Below are 19300 nucleotides of genomic sequence, written 5' to 3' on the forward strand. Positions count from 1 at the left end.
AATGACATACGAAGTAAAATCTCTTAATGAGGAATGTGGTGTTTTTGGTATCTGGGGTCACCCAGACGCTGCCAAATTGACCTATTTTGGACTCCATAGTCTTCAGCACCGTGGTCAGGAGGGGGCAGGAATCCTCTCCAATGACCAAGGGAAATTGAAGCGTCATCGTGATATGGGGCTTTTATCAGAAGTCTTCAAAAATCCTGCGAATTTGGATAAATTGACAGGAACTGGAGCGATTGGGCACGTGCGTTATGCGACTGCGGGAGAAGCTTCTGTAGACAATATCCAACCTTTCCTCTTTCGCTTTCACGATATGCAGTTTGGTTTGGCTCATAATGGGAATCTGACCAATGCAGAATCTCTCAAGCAAGAATTGGAACAAAGAGGAGCAATTTTTAGCTCAACTTCAGATTCTGAAATTTTGGCTCATCTCATTCGCCGTAGCCACAATCCAAATTTGATGGGTAAAATCAAGGAAGCACTCAGTCTTGTCAAAGGTGGTTTTGCTTATCTCTTGATGTTTGAAGATAAGTTAATTGCAGCGCTTGATCCAAATGGCTTCCGACCTCTGTCAATCGGGAAAATGGCTAATGGAGCTGTAGTGGTTTCATCTGAAACCTGTGCCTTTGAAGTAATCGGTGCTGAGTGGATTCGCGACGTAAAACCAGGCGAGATTGTCATTATTGATGATAATGGCATCCAGTATGACAGCTATACAAACGATACTCAGTTGGCTATCTGTTCCATGGAGTATATCTACTTCGCACGTCCTGACTCCAATATCCACGGAGTCAATGTCCATACGGCTCGTAAGAGAATGGGAGCTCAACTGGCACGTGAGTTCAAGTATGAAGCTGATATCGTAGTCGGGGTGCCAAACTCCTCTCTTAGCGCAGCTATGGGATTTGCGGAAGAATCAGGTCTACCAAATGAAATGGGGCTCATCAAGAACCAATATACCCAACGGACCTTTATCCAGCCGACTCAAGAATTGCGCGAGCAAGGGGTTCGTATGAAATTGTCTGCCGTTTCTGGTGTCGTTAAAGGCAAACGCGTGGTCATGATTGATGATTCTATCGTACGAGGCACGACATCTCGTCGTATTGTCCAACTTTTGAAAGAAGCGGGGGCATCAGAAGTTCATGTCGCCATTGGTAGTCCTGCTCTTGCCTATCCATGTTTTTACGGGATTGATATCCAAACACGTCAGGAGTTGATTGCGGCTAATCATACCGTTGAGGAAACTTGCCAAATCATAGGTGCGGATAGTCTGACTTATCTTTCTATTGATGGCTTGATTGACTCTATTGGGATTGAAACAGATGCGCCAAATGGTGGTCTCTGTGTGGCTTACTTTGATGGGAAATATCCAACTCCTCTCTATGACTATGAAGAAGAATATCGTAGAAGTTTGGAAGAAAAAACGAGTTTTTACAAATAAAATTCCCCATTAAAGGAAAGGAAAAGGAAAAAACAAATGACAAATAAAAATGCTTACGCGCCACGTCTCACTACTGACTAAAAGCTAAAGCATTTGTCAGTAGACGCTTTCTCCTATGGGACCAAAGCTAGAGACCTGACTGGTAATTTTAGATAAAATGATGGTTTATCCTCTGCGAAAATCAAATTCAAATTGCGTCAGCGTAGCCTTGCCGTACTTAAGTACAGTCTGTGGCTAGCTTCCTAATTTGCTCTTTGATTTTCATTGAGCATTATCTAAAAATACGTCGCAGTCTTTCTCAAAAAAAGAAAAGGAATGAATAAAATGACAAATAAGAATGCTTATGCGCAGTCTGGTGTGGATGTTGAAGCGGGTTATGAAGTTGTTGAACGCATCAAAAAACACGTAGCACGTACGGAGCGTGCGGGTGTTATGGGAGCTCTTGGTGGTTTCGGTGGTATGTTTGACCTTTCAAAAACAGGTGTTAAAGAGCCAGTTTTGATTTCAGGAACTGACGGTGTTGGAACCAAGCTCATGCTTGCTATCAAGTACGACAAACACGATACTATCGGACAAGACTGTGTGGCTATGTGTGTCAACGATATCATCGCTGCAGGTGCAGAGCCCCTCTACTTCCTAGACTATGTGGCGACTGGGAAAAATGAACCAGCTAAGCTAGAACAAGTGGTTGCTGGTGTGGCTGAAGGTTGTGTACAAGCAGGTGCAGCCCTTATCGGTGGGGAAACTGCTGAAATGCCTGGTATGTATGGTGAAGACGACTATGACTTGGCTGGATTTGCTGTCGGTGTTGCAGAAAAATCTCAAATCATCGATGGTTCAAAAGTAGGAGAAGGCGATGTGATTCTTGGACTTGCCTCAAGCGGTATCCACTCAAATGGATACTCACTTGTGCGTCGTGTCTTTGCAGATTACACAGGTGAAGAAGTATTGCCTGAGTTAGAAGGCAAGAAACTTAAAGACGTTCTTTTGGAACCAACACGTATCTACGTCAAAGCAGCTTTACCACTCATCAAAGAAGAGTTGGTTAACGGTATTGCCCACATCACAGGTGGTGGATTCATTGAAAATGTGCCACGTATGTTCTCAGATGACTTGGCAGCTGAAATTGACGAAAGCAAAGTCCCTGTTCTTCCAATTTTCAAAGCCCTTGAAAAATATGGTCAAATCAAACACGAAGAAATGTTTGAAATCTTCAACATGGGTGTGGGGCTTATGCTTGCAGTGAAACCAGAACATGTGGAACGTGTCAAAGAACTTCTCGACGAACCTGTTTATGAAATCGGTCGGATTGTCAAGAAGACAGATGCAAGTGTGGTGATAAAATAATGGCTAAAAAAATTGCTGTTTTTGCTTCTGGAAACGGTTCAAACTTTCAGGTCATTGCAGAGCAATTTCCAGTAGAATTTGTCTTTTCAGATCACCGGGATGCCTATGTACTTGAGCGTGCAAAAAATCTTGGAGTTTTATCCTATGCCTTCGAACTCAAGGAGTTTGAGAACAAGACAGACTACGAAGGAGCCATTGTTGAGCTCTTAGATGAACACCAGATTGACTTGGTTTGTCTCGCAGGTTACATGAAAATCGTCGGTCCAACCTTGTTAGCAGCTTATGAAGGCCGTATCATCAATATTCACCCAGCTTATCTCCCTGAATTTCCAGGCGCTCATGGTATTGAGGATGCTTGGAATGCAGGTGTTGACCAGTCTGGTGTAACTATTCACTGGGTGGATTCTGGTGTGGATACTGGTAAGGTTATCAAACAAGTCCGTGTGCCACGCCTTGAAGGTGATACCCTTGATACTTTCGAGACTCGCATCCACGAAACAGAGTACAAACTTTATCCAGAAGTCTTGGATAGTTTGGGAGTAGCACGCAAATAAGGAAGTGCTAGAGATGAAAGGGAATTTTCGACTGTAGCAGAGAAAGAACTTTTTTAAAAAGGAAAAGAAAGAACATGACTAAACGAGCGCTTATTTCAGTCTCAGACAAAGCGGGCATTGTTGAATTTGCCCAAGAACTTAAAAAACTTGGTTGGGATATCATCTCAACAGGTGGTACCAAAGTTGCCCTTGATAATGCCGGTGTTGATACCATTGCTATCGATGATGTGACTGGTTTCCCGGAAATGATGGACGGTCGTGTGAAGACCCTCCACCCAAATATCCATGGCGGTCTCCTTGCTCGTCGCGACTTGGATAGTCATTTAGAAGCAGCCAAGGATAACAAAATCGAATTGATTGACCTTGTTGTGGTCAACCTTTACCCATTTAAGGAAACCATTCTTAAACTAGATGTGACCTATGCGGATGCGGTTGAGAACATCGATATCGGCGGGCCATCTATGCTTCGTTCAGCAGCTAAAAACCATGCAAGCGTGACGGTTGTGGTAGACCCTGCTGACTATGCTGTTGTTCTTGACGAATTGGCAGCTAATGGCGAAACAAGCTACGAAACTCGTCAACGTTTGGCAGCCAAGGTTTTCCGTCACACAGCAGCTTATGACGCCTTGATTGCAGAGTATTTCACAGTTCAAGTCGGAGAAAGTAAGCCAGAAAAACTGACCTTGACTTATGACCTTAAACAAGCTATGCGTTACGGTGAAAATCCTCAACAGGATGCAGATTTCTACCAAAAAGCCTTGCCAACGGACTATTCGATTGCTTCAGCTAAACAGTTGAATGGGAAAGAATTATCCTTCAACAATATCCGTGATGCTGATGCCGCTATCCGTATCATCCGTGATTTCAAAGAACGTCCAACCGTTGTGGCGTTGAAACACATGAACCCATGTGGAATCGGTCAAGCTGATGACATCGAGACTGCTTGGGACTACGCTTATGAATCTGATCCGGTGTCTATCTTTGGTGGTATCGTCGTTCTCAACCGTGAGGTAGATGCTGCGACAGCTGAGAAGATGCACGGTGTTTTCCTTGAAATCATCATTGCACCAAGTTATACAGATGAAGCGCTAGCCATTTTGACCAACAAAAAGAAAAACTTGCGGATCCTTGCCTTGCCATTTGACGCACAAGATGCTAGTGAAGTGGAAGCAGAATACACAGGTGTTGTCGGTGGACTCCTCGTTCAAAACCAAGACGTGATCAAAGAAAGCCCAGCTGACTGGCAAGTGGTAACCAAACGCCAACCAACTGAGACAGAAGCGACTGCCCTTGAGTTTGCTTGGAAAGCCATCAAGTATGTCAAATCAAACGGTATCATCGTGACTAATGATCACATGACACTTGGCGTTGGCCCTGGTCAAACCAACCGCGTGGCTTCCGTCCGTATTGCTATTGACCAAGCTAAAGATCGCCTTGACGGTGCTGTCCTTGCTTCGGATGCCTTCTTCCCATTTGCGGATAACGTGGAAGAAATCGCTAAAGCAGGTATTAAGGCCATCATCCAGCCAGGGGGTTCAGTCCGTGACCAAGAATCCATCGAAGCTGCTGATAAATACGGCTTAACTATGGTCTTCACAGGCGTGAGACATTTTAGACATTAAAAAGATAAAGTTTCAATATAAACAAAAATTGATTATAATAATATTTTTAAAAAGTAAGCCGTAAGGCTTGCTTTTTGGTATAATTATAATAAATAAAGCTATCAAGGAGTATATGCATGCCTTTAATTGAGAAATTTAAAATAAATAATCTTCATAATTATTATGATGTTGAATTGAATTTTAAGAATGACAATACCATTTATATTGGAGAAAATGGTATTGGTAAGACAACAATTCTTTCTATACTTTATTATTTGCTTGATTTAAATTATGAAAAGTTATTGAGTTTTATTTTTGAAAGTATCGAGATTAAAATAGAGGGTAGAGATCTTTTAAAGATTAGTAAAGAAGATATTAGACAGATTAATATAGATCAAAGAAATAGCAGAAGATATATTCCTAAACCTGTGGTTGATGATTTACTCACTGGAATACAACATGATGAAATTTTGATGGGAGAATTATTAGAATTATGCAAAACAAGAGATTCAAATTTTGATATAAAAGTTAGAGTATTGTATAGAAAATATGATTTATTTAAAAAATATCCTTTTCCACTAGTTTCAGCGGCAGTTAATGAAATTCTTTATAAAATTAATCCGGAGGAATACGTAAAAGTAATAAATGAGATAGAAAATGTAAAAAATAAATATAAGATTTTATATTTCCCAACATATAGAAGAATTGAGGAAGATTTAAAAGAATTCAATATTATTTCTAGAGAAGAACCAGGTATAAGGGCGTTTAATAATAAATCTAGCGGAGAATTAATACATTTCGGTATGGAAGATGTTGAAGAAAAAATAGATAGTTTATTAAATAAAATTAGCAAGGAAACCAATAAAAGCTACGATATCATGATTAGTAGCTTGTTAGAGCTATTTGCTAATGCCGATAAAGGAAAAGATATACCTAGCAAGAATTTTGATTCACATAAAGTTGAAATAGCACTTTCTAGATTAGGAGAAAAAATCACTGATGAAACTAAATCTAATATTTTAGATAGAATCAAAAACGGAGAATTGAATAGAGATGTATATCTAAATTACTTAGTCACGAGTATTATTGATAATTATAAAGCTTTAGAAAATATTGACAGCAGAATTAATGAATTTACTGAGAGAGTGAATAAATATTTCTTTGGAAAAAAATATTTTTACAACCCACAGTTATTAGAGTTGGGAATAAAAAGAACTAATAACAAAGGAGAAAGTACTGATAGTTTTATTAAGTTAAGAAATCTTTCATCAGGAGAGAAACAATTAATTTCAACTTTTTCCAAAATTTTCTTAGAGGATGAAAAGGAACTTATAATTCTATTTGATGAACCAGAAATATCTTTATCAGTACCTTGGCAAGAGGAGTTTATCTATGATATTTCTCAAGCTCAAAAGTGTGCATTTCTAGTCGCAGTAACACACTCTCCATTTATTTATAGTAAGATGTTAGATTATGCAGAGGAAATTGATAAGTATATTGTAGAATCTAAACAAATTCACAAGAATGAAATCATGTTCCAATTAGAAAATGAAGGCAATGATGGGTCACCTTTTTAAGTAAGGGGAGAATAATTTGAAATCAGTAACAATAAAAAATCACCTAGAAAGTTTAACGGAACCTTCAGTTGTTTGGGAAAAGTATACGAGAGATGCTAAGATTAATCCTAATAGATATTTTGTGTTTTATGAAGGAAAAGATAGGCAATATTACGATTGTCGAATACGAAATTTCACTAAAAATTATAATGCATATGAGGTTGGTGGTAAGAGTAAAGTGTTGCAATTAGTTGATAAATTTACTCATGAGGTGGGTTATAAATTAAAGAATAAAGTATTTTTTATAGATAAAGACTATGAAAAACACCGGCTAGATTCGGATGTATATATGACTCCAAAATATGCAGTTGAAAACTTTTACGTCAGCCATACAGCAATCGAGAGAATATTGAAAACACATTTTGGGATAAATGAGGATGATCCAGAATTTAGTATAGTATTAGATTTTTTTAATGAAAGATATAAAGAATTTATTCAACATCTGACGGATATGAATCTATGGGCTATTTGTTGTCAATTAAATGGAGTCAAAATAGACTTTGATTTGTTGGGGTTAAAAAATAATGCAGATAAAATAGTTAAAATCAAGCATGAAAAAAAGATAGAATTATTAGTGGAAGATATAAGTTTTAATTTTTTTGAAAGTATGTATGAGAAAATGCTAAGTGAGAAAATTAAAAAAGGTAGTGAAAAGAATGGCAGAGATTATGTCTCGGAGTTATCTATTTTTAGAGATAGACGAGAACACATACGCTACACTTTCGAAAATGATATAGAGGAATACCGTGTTCACATAGAGGATTATTCTAGAGGTAAACAGTTGTTATGGTTTTTAAAAGAGTTTATATTATCCGTAGAAGATAAGAGTGGAGGTATTCTGAAAAGACAATTTTTTATTGATGATAGAGCCATAATGACCGTGTTTACTAATTGTGCAGACACGCCCGAGTGCTTGAATGACTACTTGAAAAGAAAATGTTGTTTGACATTCAACTAGCCTTTATTATATGTGGAAATTATATAGGATTAATTAAAACTTTGAGTAGATTTTTAGACATTAAGAAAAAGAGTTTTATATGAGTGATTACTATCATTATATAATTGGGTAAATCAATAGAATGGAGAAGTTAAGATGTCATATATAAAATTAAATGTGGGAATGTCGTTGTCAGGACCAACCATTGGAATTAGTCCAGATTTTGGAGAATTAATAAATGTTATCAATAAAAGAAGATATATCAAAAAAAGCAGGATTGAAAATATACATTTTTCTCTTGCAGGTCAAAGTACTATGTCATTGGAACTTAGAGGTGATTACAAGCATGGTTTTTATGCCTTCTCTTCGATAGCATTCGAAGGAGAATTTGGATCAAATCCAGATGTATTTATGCTTTTTTCAAAGAATGACAATCTAATAGATTTTAATAGTAAAGAACATTCGTTAAATGATGATTTAACAGTTGTTAAACTAAAGAAAAATATTTTTAAAGATAACAAGTATGAATATGGAATTGAAAAAGAACTTAATTATTATTCTAATAGTGAATCAGAGTACGATATTCGTCCGTTCATTATTGTTGTATTTGGCGAAGATTCGTTAGGATTTGCTACTGTTACATTAATAAACAAAAGTTCAAGTACGGTAAATTTAAATGGATTTATTGAGGGAACAATACCAGGAACGGGAGTAAACCCTTTTCAACCTCAGGCAAGAAAATTAGTGTGGCCAACTGGCAAAGATTTATTGCGTACATTAAAGGAGCCTCAAACAGGTCGTTCTTTTAGGTTAGATAAAGGACAAGTTGATAATATTTTAAATTTGAAAAAGTATTTTATTAATTTATTGGAACCGAACATTGCTAAAGTGTTGAAAGAGGAATATATAACGGAGTAAGACATTTTAGATATTAAGAAAATAGAAGGGAAGAAAACAGTTTCTTTCCTTTTTTTACTTTAAAAGCGAAACGAAACAAGATTAAAACGAACGTTTATGGTATAATATTAGTAAATAATTCGCAAAAGAGGTTGAAAGATGAAGCTGTTAGTTGTCGGCTCGGGTGGTCGTGAACATGCCATTGCTAAGAAGTTGCTTGAGTCAAAAGACGTTGAAAAAGTCTTTGTAGCTCCTGGGAATGACGGGATGACTCTGGATGGTCTGGAATTGGTAAATATCTCTATTTCCGAACATTCTAAATTGATTGACTTTGCAAAGGTCAACGATATTGCTTGGTCCTTTATCGGACCAGATGATGCCCTTGCGGCTGGTATCGTGGATGATTTTAATAAAGCTGGTCTCAAGGCTTTTGGTCCGACTAAAGCTGCGGCTGAGTTGGAGTGGTCCAAGGATTTTGCTAAGGAAATCATGGTCAAATACGGAGTTCCGACAGCAGCCTATGGGACCTTCTCAGATTTCGAGGAAGCCAAGGCCTATATCGAAGAAAAAGGCGCTCCAATCGTAGTCAAGGCAGACGGTTTGGCGCTTGGGAAAGGTGTCGTCGTTGCTGAAACGGTTGAGCAAGCGGTCGAAGCCGCTCACGAGATGCTATTGGACAATAAATTCGGCGACTCAGGTGCACGTGTGGTTATCGAGGAGTTTCTTGATGGTGAGGAATTCTCTCTCTTTGCCTTTGTTAATGGGGACAAGTTCTACATCATGCCAACGGCACAGGATCACAAACGTGCCTATGATGGCGATAAGGGTCCTAACACGGGTGGTATGGGTGCCTATGCGCCAGTTCCTCACTTGCCAGAGAGCGTGGTTGCCACAGCGGTTGATACCATTGTCAAGCCAGTCCTTGAGGGGATGATCAAAGAAGGGCGTCCATATCTTGGTGTCCTTTACGCGGGGCTTATCCTGACAGCTGACGGACCCAAAGTCATTGAGTTTAATGCTCGTTTCGGAGATCCTGAAACGCAAATCATCTTGCCTCGTTTGACTTCTGATTTTGCGCAAAATATTACGGATATCCTAGATGGTAAAGAGCCAGCCATCACTTGGACGGACAAGGGTGTGACACTAGGCGTGGTTGTAGCTTCAAACGGCTACCCACTCGCTTATGAGAAGGGTGTCAAGCTTCCAGCCAAGACAGAAGGTGACATCATCACTTACTATGCCGGTGCAAAATTCGCTGAAAACGACCAAGACCTCCTCTCAAACGGAGGACGTGTTTACATGTTGGTCACCACAGCTGATACTGTCAAAGACGGCCAAAACATTATCTACAACGAACTCAACAAACAAAACACAGAAGGCCTCTTCTACCGTACGGATATCGGTAGCAAGGCGAACAAATAAAATTTCAAAAGCGACTGAGTCGCCAAAACCGATAATGGTCGCGTAACTTGCGAGCGTTAGCGAGCTAGTATAGGATAATCGTCACAGTAGTGGAACTCCTAGTAGCAAAGCTACTAGGAGCGGAAAACTGGAGACTCAGGCTCCAGTTTTAGTAATGGAACGCCCTAGGCGGTCGCTTACGTCCGCACTACATTAGACGATTATCAAAAAAAGGAGAAGAAATGAAACCAGTAATTTCCATTATTATGGGCTCAAAATCCGACTGGGCAACCATGCAAAAAACAGCAGAAGTCCTAGACCGCTTCGGTGTAGTCTACGAAAAGAAAGTTGTTTCCGCTCACCGTACACCAGACCTCATGTTTAGACATGCGGAGGAAGCCCGTAGCCGTGGCATCAAGGTTATCATCGCAGGTGCGGGTGGCGCAGCCCATTTGCCAGGTATGGTAGCTGCCAAAACAACCCTTCCTGTCATCGGTGTACCAGTCAAATCACGTGCGCTTAGTGGCGTGGATTCGCTTTACTCGATTGTTCAGATGCCGGGTGGCGTGCCTGTTGCGACAATGGCTATTGGTGAAGCAGGTGCGACCAATGCGGCCCTCTTTGCCCTCCGTCTCCTTTCAGTAGAGGATCAGGCTATTGCGACAGCTTTGGCAGATTATGCAGAAGAACAAGGAAAAATCGCAGAGGAGTCGACAAATGAGCTCATCTAAAACAATCGGAATTATCGGTGGCGGTCAGTTGGGTCAGATGATGGCCATTTCTGCTATCTACATGGGGCACAAGGTCATCGCGCTGGATCCTGCGGCGGATTGCCCGGCCTCTCGCGTGGCGGAAATTATCGTGGCGCCTTATAATGATGTGGACGCCCTTCGTCAGTTGGCGGAGCTTTGCGATGTCCTCACTTATGAGTTTGAGAATGTCGATGCCGACGGTTTGGATGCTGTCATCAAGGAGGGACAACTCCCTCAAGGAACTGACTTGCTCCGTATTTCTCAAAATCGTATTTTTGAAAAGGACTTTCTCTCAAACAAGGCACAAGTCACCGTGGCACCCTACAAGGTCGTGACTTCTAGCCCAGACTTGGCAGATATTGACCTGTCGAAAAACTATGTCCTCAAAACAGCGACAGGTGGCTACGATGGCCATGGTCAAAAGGTTATTCGTTCAGCGGAAGATTTAGAAGAAGCCTATGCACTAGCGGATTCAGCCGACTGCGTTTTGGAAGAATTTGTCAATTTCGACTTGGAGATTTCTGTCATCGTGTCTGGGAATGGTAAGGATGTGACGGTTTTCCCCGTTCAGGAAAATATCCACCGCAACAACATTCTTTCGAAAACCATTGTCCCTGCTCGCATTTCAGATAGTCTAGCAGATAAAGCCAAAGCCATGGCAGTACGAATTGCAGAACAACTGAACTTGTCTGGAACCCTTTGCGTGGAAATGTTTGCAACAGCTGATGATATCATCGTCAATGAAATTGCCCCACGTCCACATAACTCAGGGCACTACTCTATTGAAGCCTGCGACTTCTCGCAGTTTGATACCCATATTTTAGGTGTTCTGGGAGCACCATTGCCAGCTATCCAACTACATGCACCTGCTGTTATGCTCAATGTCCTCGGCCAGCATGTTGAGGCCGCTGAAAAATATGTCACAGAAAATCCAAGCGCCCACCTTCACATGTATGGTAAAATAGAAGCGAAGCACAACCGCAAGATGGGGCATGTGACTTTGCTTAGTGAAGTGCCAGATAGTGTGGTTGAGTTTGGAGAGTAAAAAATGGTAAATAAAAAGTGGTACTATAAAAATTTTAACATGGTTTCTGAGTTAGATATTTCAGGAGAGTTTATCTATAATGGTATATCTATTGTTAACAATATGAATTCAATTGATTCAGAGATGCCAACAGAATTATTTTTAGCTTTATATAATATTTCTGTAGGAATTGAAAGATTACAAAAGATAATTTTAGTACTATGGGAATTTGATGAAAAAGAACCTATTGAGAAGTTCTCGGAAAGAATTAAGATTCATAATCATGTAGAATTGAATAGAAGGATTGAAAAAGCAGTAGGTAAAAAAGCTAATTTTAATAAACAAGAATATCAATTTTTAGAGCTTGTAAAGAACTTCTATTCTAATGCAAGATATGATAGATTTGCAGAGGTAGGAAATAGTTGGGAATATAGGCTAATTCATAAATTTTTAGCTGACAATTATATTGGTTATGAAAGATTGATTTCTAACTCAAGTATTATTCCAATTAATGATAGCATAAGGAAACTGATTGGACGAGTAGTTTTCAAAGTAGTAAATTATTATTATAAACTCGTTAAGGAGGGAAGCCAAAAATCGGGTACTTATTCATATGAGCTTAGAAATGATTCAAAGGCTCAGAAAATATTTTTACATACGGAAAATAGTAGGGGCTTAAGTTCTATCAAAATAGATGAAAGAATAGCCATAAGTGAAATTCTTGTTTATTTACGAAATACAACTGATAAATCCTCGTATTTAAAATTTATTGAAGAAATATCTCCTCTAAATTTTGATAAAATGGAAATTAGTAGATACTTATCTGTATTCTTGCTGGAAAATAGAGCTCCTCAATATTTAATTGATGAAATTGAATATATCTACGATAAAGAAAAAATTAATATACGCGAAAGAATAGAGCATTTAGATTTAATGACAAAAGATAATATGCAATGTCTATTTGATTTCCCTTATCAAAAGAAAATTTACACACTCCTGCAAGATATAAAAAAGAGGGAGGATGTTAGCATAGAAATAATAACAAGGTTACAAGATGCTAATTGTTATATTGATGATAGTGAAATTCAAGAGGTTATAAAATCTATCATTGATAATGCTAATAAATATCTGAGTAATGAGATTTTAAGAGAAGTATTTATTAATGACTTTAATGATCTTTATAGGATTTTGGAAGATGAACATGTAATAGAGCGTTGGGAAAATTTAATCTTAGATGAAGAAGTGAATTAGATTAAAGGAGGAAAAAATGATCAACCGTTACTCTCGCCCTGAGATGGCGAATATTTGGAGTGAAGAAAATAAATACCGTGCTTGGCTTGAGGTGGAAATCTTGGCTGATGAGGCATGGGCTGAGTTGGGAGAAATCCCTAAGGAAGATGTGGCTTTGATTCGTGAAAAAGCGGACTTTAACATCGATCGTATTTTGGAGATTGAGCAGGAGACTCGCCACGATGTGGTTGCCTTCACACGTGCGGTTTCTGAGACGCTTGGTGAGGAGCGCAAGTGGGTCCACTATGGTTTGACTTCTACCGACGTGGTGGATACGGCCTATGGTTACCTTTACAAGCAAGCCAACGACATCATCCGTCGTGATCTTGAAAACTTCACCAACATCATCGCTGACAAGGCTAAGGAACACAAGTTCACCATCATGATGGGGCGTACCCACGGTGTGCATGCTGAGCCGACAACTTTTGGTCTTAAATTGGCAACTTGGTATAGCGAAATGAAACGCAACATCGAGCGTTTCGAGCATGCGGCTGCTGGTGTGGAAGCTGGTAAGATTTCTGGTGCGGTTGGGAACTTTGCCAACATCCCACCATTCGTTGAAAAATACGTCTGCGACAAATTGGGTATCCGTGCTCAAGAAATCTCTACACAGGTGCTTCCTCGTGACCTTCACGCTGAGTACTTTGCGGTTCTTGCGAGCATCGCGACTTCTATCGAGCGTATGGCGACTGAGATTCGTGGTCTGCAAAAATCTGAGCAACGCGAAGTGGAAGAATTCTTTGCCAAAGGTCAAAAAGGGTCTTCAGCAATGCCTCACAAACGTAACCCTATCGGTTCTGAAAATATGACAGGTCTTGCGCGTGTTATCCGTGGTCACATGATTACGGCCTATGAGAATGTTGCTCTCTGGCACGAACGTGATATCTCTCACTCATCAGCTGAGCGCATCATCACACCAGATACGACTATTCTGATCGACTACATGCTCAACCGTTTTGGAAATATCGTTAAAAACTTGACAGTTTTCCCTGAAAACATGATCCGCAACATGAACTCTACATTTGGTTTAATATTCAGTCAACGTGCTATGTTGGCTTTGATTGAAAAAGGTATGACGCGTGAACAAGCTTACGACCTTGTTCAACCGAAGACGGCCCAATCATGGGATAACCAAGTCGACTTCAAACCACTTCTTGAAGCAGATCCAGAAGTGACTTCACGTCTCACTCAAGAAGAAATTGACGAAATCTTTAACCCAACTTACTATACCAAACGTGTGGATGAGATCTTCGAACGCATCGGTTTGGGTGATTAATGATAACAATAAAAAGCGAGATTTAATCCCGCTTTTTATTTGTGCTTAATCTTTTTTCTTGCTAAGTCCGTAAGCTGTGAGAGCAGTCATAAGACCAGTAGCAATTAACCATTCTGAGCCTTGGCTTCCTGTTTCAGGAAGTTTATTTTCTTTTGCTACAGGAGCTGGGCCTTGAGGAAGGGCTTTGTTCTCCTCTGCAGGAACAGTTGCTGGAGTTGGTTCATTTGGAATATCTAGTTTTGGTTTTTCTTCTGTAACAGGAGCTGTCGCATTTGGAATATCTAGTTTTGGTTTTTCTTCAGCGATAGCAGTTTGACCATGTTCATCGCCAAGGTGAGTGACAGGGTTGCCAACTTCAATCACTTGAGCGACTGGTTCTTGAGCTACAACGCTAGTAACCAATGTTTTAACTTCAGATCCATCAGCAGCAGTAGTCACAGAGTAGAAATGGCTACGACGACCGTTGACACCTGCAGTTACTAGACGAGTTTGTCCCTTAGGTAGCGAAGGAGTCTCGCGAGTGATCGTTGTAAATGGAATTTCTTCATCTTCGATGACTACACGAGGTTTGTTTAGCACAGGAGCTTGACCTTTTTCGTCTCCTACATGTGTTGCTAATGTTCCAACTTCGACAACTTGATTGACAGCTTCTTTCGTTACTTGATCTTCAAGAACTGTTTCTGTCTGCTTGCCATTTTCAGTCACAACTGAAAGATACTTAGTACGTTCTCCTTTGACACCAACAGTGATGACTTTCTCTTGTCCTGCTGGAAGGTTAGGATTTTCTTTCTTAACGATCTCAAACGGAATTTCTTCTGTCTTAACAAGAAGCTCTGGTCGGTTTTCAACTGTAGCAGCAGTTTCACTCTCATCGAGGCTTCCTGAGTGAGTGGCAGCTGGTTTAAGACCAAGTCTAGCAGCTTTGAGATTAGCTACAAGTGTGTCCAATTCAGCTTGTTTGTTACGATTGAGGTTGTAGTTAAGAGCGTCTTTAGCAGCCTTGAGAGCATCGAGACTTTCTGTGCTATATCCTTCTAAGTTTTCAGGGATTTGAGCAAGTTCCTCGCGTAGCGCTTTGTAGTCAGCACGGAAGTAGTCCTTGTTGTGGTCTGCAAAGGCAGTCATGAGTTCAAAGATTTCTTCTTCCTTGTATTCTGCGCTTGGTCGATCAGCCCAGATAGCTAACATACTACCAACAGTAGGTAGGTCAACTTCAGGATATTTAGTTGATGCTAGTTGGTTAAATGGAGTTTTTTCAGTATTTTCAATAGCTTTCTTGAGGAAGCCACCACCATCTTCTGGTTTTTGACCGAGAATGTAGTACCAATCTCCATTCGTGTTAAGGAATTTATAACCTTTGCTTGCTAGATATTGAGGAGATGCAAGGTTGTAACCCCACCATCCTTTAGACCAGTAAGAGATGATAACGTCTTTATCAAACTCAACATCATCCTTGTCTTCATAGTAGAAGCCGTCGTTAAAGGCCATTGGTTGAAGACCTTTTTCTTTAGCCATGGCAGCTAGACTATTAGCGTATTCAGCAAATTTACCGTAGAGTCCATACCATTTGAGGTAGTACCAACCTTGAGCATTGGTAGCGTCATTGGCATACTCATCTGTACCATAGTTGAAGATTTTAGTCTTGCCTGCAAAGAAGTCCATGTACTTGCCAATAAGGGCTTTTGTAAAGTTCATTGCTTCTTCGTTTTCAAGGTCCATAGTTGTTTTTGAAACCTTGTCAAAGTTAGCTTGAGGGTTTGCGATGCCTAATTTTTCCATAGCAACAAGCATAGCATCCATGTGACCTGGGCTATTGATAGCTGGGATTAGTCCAATACCTTTGTTTTTAGCATACTGGATAAGCTCAGTGATTTCGGCTTGATTCAAAGTAGTTCCATTAGGATCATCGTAGTAAGATTTTGTTCCTTTGATGATGGCATTTTTTACATCGTCGCTTGCATAAGTCTTGCCGTTTGCTGAGATACTCATATCATCAAGTAAGAAGCGAAGTCCATCATTTCCAAGGAGGAGATGAAGGTCAGAGTATCCAAGTTCGCTGGCTTTGTCAACGATTCGTTTAAGTTGGTCTAGCGTGAAGTATTTACGACCAGCATCAATAGAGATAACCTTATTTTTAGTTAGTTTTTCAACTTCGCGTTTAGCATCTTCTTCTTTTTGAGCTTCTGGAGTGAAGGTCAAGTTAGCAACAGCTTCTTGGAGTTTTGCGATAGCTTGGTCAATGGTATCTTGTTCAGCACGGCTGAGGTTGCTATCAAGAGAGCGAATGGCTTTTTCAGCTTCTTTAACGGCTGCAATACTTTCTTCTGTGTAGCGAGTAAGATCTGTTGGAACTTCTTTCAGAGCTTGTTCAGCAGACTCGTAATCAGCAGCGAAATATTCAGCATTTGAGTTTGCGAATTGACGCATAAGCTTGAAGAGACGAGATGGAGAGTAGCGAGCAGATGGAGTATCAGCCCAAGCTGCTACCATACCACCAATAATAGGAACGTCAGCTCCTTCTGTTTTTGGTACAGAAGTGATCGGTGTGCTCTTAATGCCGTTCAATCCTTGATCAAGGTTGTACCAACCTTGTCCGTCAGCATTACGGCCGAGAACATAGTACCAAGCATCGTTAGTATTGAGGATTTCGTGTCCTTTTTCAGCTAGTAACTTAGAAGAAGCGACATCGTAACCACCCCAGCCACCAGTCCACATAGAGACGATGATGTCCTTGTCAAAAGTACCAAAAGTAGTGTCGCTATTATAGTAGATACCGTCGTTGAAGGCCATTGGTTTCAGACCGTGAGATTTGACGATACGAGCTAGGTCATTAGCATAGGCGATGAATTTGTCATAGCCTTTGTCTGGGAATCCATCTTCTGGATACCATTTATAGGCTTGAAGAACGCTCCATCCTTTGGCATTAGTAGCATCATTAGCGTACTCATCCAAACCGATGTTGAAGATTTCAGACTTACCAGCAAAGTAGCCTGCATACTTATCAATCAAAGCTTTTGTGAAGGCAACAGCTTTTTCATTGTCAAGGTCAACAGTACGTGCTGATTCTTTACCAAAATAGTTAAAGTTAGGCTTTTCAATACCTAGTTCTTTCATGGCATTAAGGATAGCGTCCATGTGGCCAGGACTGTTAACAGATGGGATAAGTCCAATACCTTTATCCTTAGCATAGTTAATCAAGTCGGTCATTTGACTTTCAGTTAGATGATTGCCGTTTGGATCGTTGTAGTAGGCGTTTGTTCCGTTTTCAACAGCGCGTTTGACATCGTCGCTCGCATAAGTCTTGTCTCCTACAGTTAGGGACATATCATCTAGCATAAAGCGCAAGCCGTCATTTCCGACTAGGAGATGAAGATCAGTATAGCCATAGTGTTTGGCTTTGTCGATGATTTCTTTCAGTTGTTCAGGAGAGAAGTATTTACGCCCTGCATCGATTGAAACGATTTTCTTTTTAGCTAGTTTTTCATTGACTTGAGCTGCTTTCTCTGTAGCGACTACAGGAGCTTCAACTTTAGCAACTTCTTTGTTTTCTGCCTTTTCTGGTTCTGGCTGCTTAGCTTCTTCAGTTACTTCTGGTTTTGTTGGAGTTTCTTCAGTTGCAACAGTTTTTTCTACGATAGGTGCAGGAGTAGCTTCAACTTTTGGTGCTTCAGTGTTTGTTACAGGTGTCACTGGAGCTGCAGGAGCTACGGCTTCTGGTGTAGGACTAGTTTCAAGTTTTTCTTCGCTGGCCTGTGGAGACGATTCTCCTGCGGCTTGGATAGTAGGTTGATTCTCTGTTGTAGTAGGTACGACTCCATCAGCGGCAACAGCTTGCGCATGAAAGGCAAAGCCGATCAAGACAGAAGCTGCTCCGATTGCGTATTTACGAATAGAGAAACGCTGTTTATTTTCTGGTTTCATTAAATAACCTCCTAATTTATTGTTTTGGTAGCGTTTTCACAAACTGATTCCATTGTATTATCTGAATCTAGTAAAGTCAAGTATTTTAATAAAATACCTATAAAAAATATAAGAAGTTATTTAATTTGAACTGCTTTTCAATCTTTACTCTGTTTTTAGTAAAATTTCTCCAAATTATAGTTTAAAGCCATTTGATATTTCCTACTAAAAGCTGGCGTGCTATAATGAAAAACAGAAAAGCCTGAAACAATTGTCTCAGACTTTTTAATGTTTAGTGATCGCGATCACATGAGATAAATTTAATCTTATAGAAATCAGAACGTTTGTATGTTTCAATGTATTCCAACACTTGGCCAGTTGACTCAAGTTTAGTTGTCTTGGTTTGGAGAACAGTTGGGAACTTAGCGTCGATTCCTAGGATAGAAGCAGCATGTTCTGGAGTTGGAAATACAATTTCATTGATTTCTTCAAAATGCTCGTCATTCATGTGAATGTGGTAGTCCAATTTGAAACGATTATAGATAGAACTATAGTATTCAAGATTTGGATAGTTTGCATTGATGTATTGTTCAGGGATATAAGATGTGTGGTAGATATAAGTAACACCGTTAGATTCACGGATACGTTCGATTTTGTAATAAAATTGATCGCCACGCAATCCCAATTTTTCTAAGTATTTAAGATCGTTACCGCGTTCAATGGAAAGAACAGTGACTTTATCGTCCTTGGTTTCAAAAATTTCTACATCAGAAAATTCTACGAGTTTGTGCTTGCGAGCGCGAGCCACAAAGGTTCCTTTTCCTTGTTGGCGGACAATATAACCGTCTTTAGCAAGGTCGTTTAAGGCGCGAACAACAGTGATCGAACTTACGTCATACATTGCAATCAATTCTGCTTCAGTGTAGAACTTGTCGCCACTTGCAAATTGACCTGAAATGATTTTGTTTTTCAATTCATCTTTGATATATTGATACTTTGGAATTGCCATATTTTCACCTCATATTTTCCTTCTCCATCTTCGATTTTACCATAAATAGTTTGAAAATGATAGTAAATAATGTAAAAAAATAAAATAATATTCTAAGTGATTGACTTACATATTATTTACGGTTATAAACTCATACATTTATGCTATCTAGATCGAAAATATTTAAGAAAAAAATTTTTTTTACAAGAATTTTAGAAAACAATTCAGTAAAAAAAAGAAAAATTTTAAATAATTTTCGAAAAATCTATTGAC

General features: G+C 39.6%; 14 protein-coding genes. 12 read left to right on the forward strand and 2 right to left on the reverse strand.

The window, feature by feature from the left end:
• Nucleotide 1: 1 nt before the first annotated feature.
• The 12 genes from purF to purB all read left to right on the forward strand — a co-directional run bounded on the left by purF (nt 2) and on the right by purB (nt 14139).
• A complete protein-coding gene (purF, locus tag AXE83_RS00760) occupies nt 2-1444 on the forward strand; it encodes an amidophosphoribosyltransferase (RefSeq protein ID WP_060955050.1) in 1443 nt (480 codons plus the stop codon).
• 324 nt (nt 1445-1768) lie between these two features.
• Nucleotides 1769-2791, forward strand: a complete 1023-nt coding sequence (purM, locus tag AXE83_RS00765) for a phosphoribosylformylglycinamidine cyclo-ligase (protein ID WP_060955051.1) — start codon at nt 1769-1771, stop codon at nt 2789-2791.
• Entirely contained in the window at nt 2791-3345 is a 555-nt protein-coding gene (gene purN, locus AXE83_RS00770; RefSeq protein WP_060955052.1) for a phosphoribosylglycinamide formyltransferase, read from the forward strand. The genes purM and purN overlap by 1 nt, the downstream gene beginning before the upstream one ends.
• A 74-nt stretch (nt 3346-3419) precedes the next feature.
• Nucleotides 3420-4967, forward strand: coding sequence for a bifunctional phosphoribosylaminoimidazolecarboxamide formyltransferase/IMP cyclohydrolase (gene purH / locus AXE83_RS00775; RefSeq protein ID WP_060955053.1), 1548 nt, complete (start codon nt 3420-3422; stop codon nt 4965-4967).
• 116 nt (nt 4968-5083) lie between these two features.
• Nucleotides 5084-6523 (forward strand): AAA family ATPase, encoded by a 1440-nt coding sequence (locus AXE83_RS00780; RefSeq protein ID WP_060955054.1) that lies wholly within the window; start codon nt 5084-5086, stop codon nt 6521-6523.
• A 16-nt stretch (nt 6524-6539) separates the two neighbouring features.
• Complete coding sequence (locus tag AXE83_RS00785; RefSeq protein WP_060955055.1) at nt 6540-7520, forward strand: DUF4435 domain-containing protein; 981 nt, start codon at nt 6540-6542, stop codon at nt 7518-7520.
• A gap of 135 nt (nt 7521-7655) precedes the next feature.
• Entirely contained in the window at nt 7656-8417 is a 762-nt protein-coding gene (locus tag AXE83_RS00790; RefSeq protein ID WP_060955056.1) for a hypothetical protein, read from the forward strand.
• A gap of 138 nt (nt 8418-8555) precedes the next feature.
• Nucleotides 8556-9818 carry a phosphoribosylamine--glycine ligase gene (gene purD, locus AXE83_RS00795; protein WP_060955057.1) on the forward strand — a complete coding sequence of 421 codons (1263 nt, stop codon included), beginning with the start codon at nt 8556-8558 and terminating at the stop codon, nt 9816-9818.
• A 221-nt stretch (nt 9819-10039) separates the two neighbouring features.
• Entirely contained in the window at nt 10040-10528 is a 489-nt protein-coding gene (gene purE / locus AXE83_RS00800) for a 5-(carboxyamino)imidazole ribonucleotide mutase (RefSeq protein ID WP_060955058.1), read from the forward strand.
• A complete protein-coding gene (purK, locus tag AXE83_RS00805; protein ID WP_060955059.1) occupies nt 10515-11594 on the forward strand; it encodes a 5-(carboxyamino)imidazole ribonucleotide synthase in 1080 nt (359 codons plus the stop codon). The genes purE and purK overlap by 14 nt, the downstream gene beginning before the upstream one ends.
• A gap of 3 nt (nt 11595-11597) precedes the next feature.
• Nucleotides 11598-12824 carry a hypothetical protein gene (locus tag AXE83_RS00810; RefSeq protein WP_060955060.1) on the forward strand — a complete coding sequence of 409 codons (1227 nt, stop codon included), beginning with the start codon at nt 11598-11600 and terminating at the stop codon, nt 12822-12824.
• A gap of 16 nt (nt 12825-12840) precedes the next feature.
• Nucleotides 12841-14139: an adenylosuccinate lyase gene (purB, locus tag AXE83_RS00815; protein ID WP_060955061.1), complete on the forward strand. Its 1299-nt coding sequence runs from the start codon at nt 12841-12843 to the stop codon at nt 14137-14139.
• 45 nt (nt 14140-14184) lie between these two features.
• Here purB and strH read toward each other — a convergent pair whose 3' ends face one another.
• The gene (gene strH / locus AXE83_RS00820) at nt 14185-18060 is read right to left on the reverse strand and encodes an LPXTG-anchored beta-N-acetylhexosaminidase StrH (protein ID WP_060955062.1); all 3876 of its coding nucleotides are present in this window, start codon (nt 18058-18060) and stop codon (nt 14185-14187) included.
• Between the two features lie 271 nt (nt 18061-18331).
• Nucleotides 18332-19048, reverse strand: a complete 717-nt coding sequence (locus AXE83_RS00825) for a GntR family transcriptional regulator (RefSeq protein WP_060955063.1) — start codon at nt 19046-19048, stop codon at nt 18332-18334.
• Nucleotides 19049-19300: the final 252 nt, after the last annotated feature.

The organism is Streptococcus sp. oral taxon 431, assembly GCF_001553685.1.
Lineage (GTDB): Bacteria > Bacillota > Bacilli > Lactobacillales > Streptococcaceae > Streptococcus.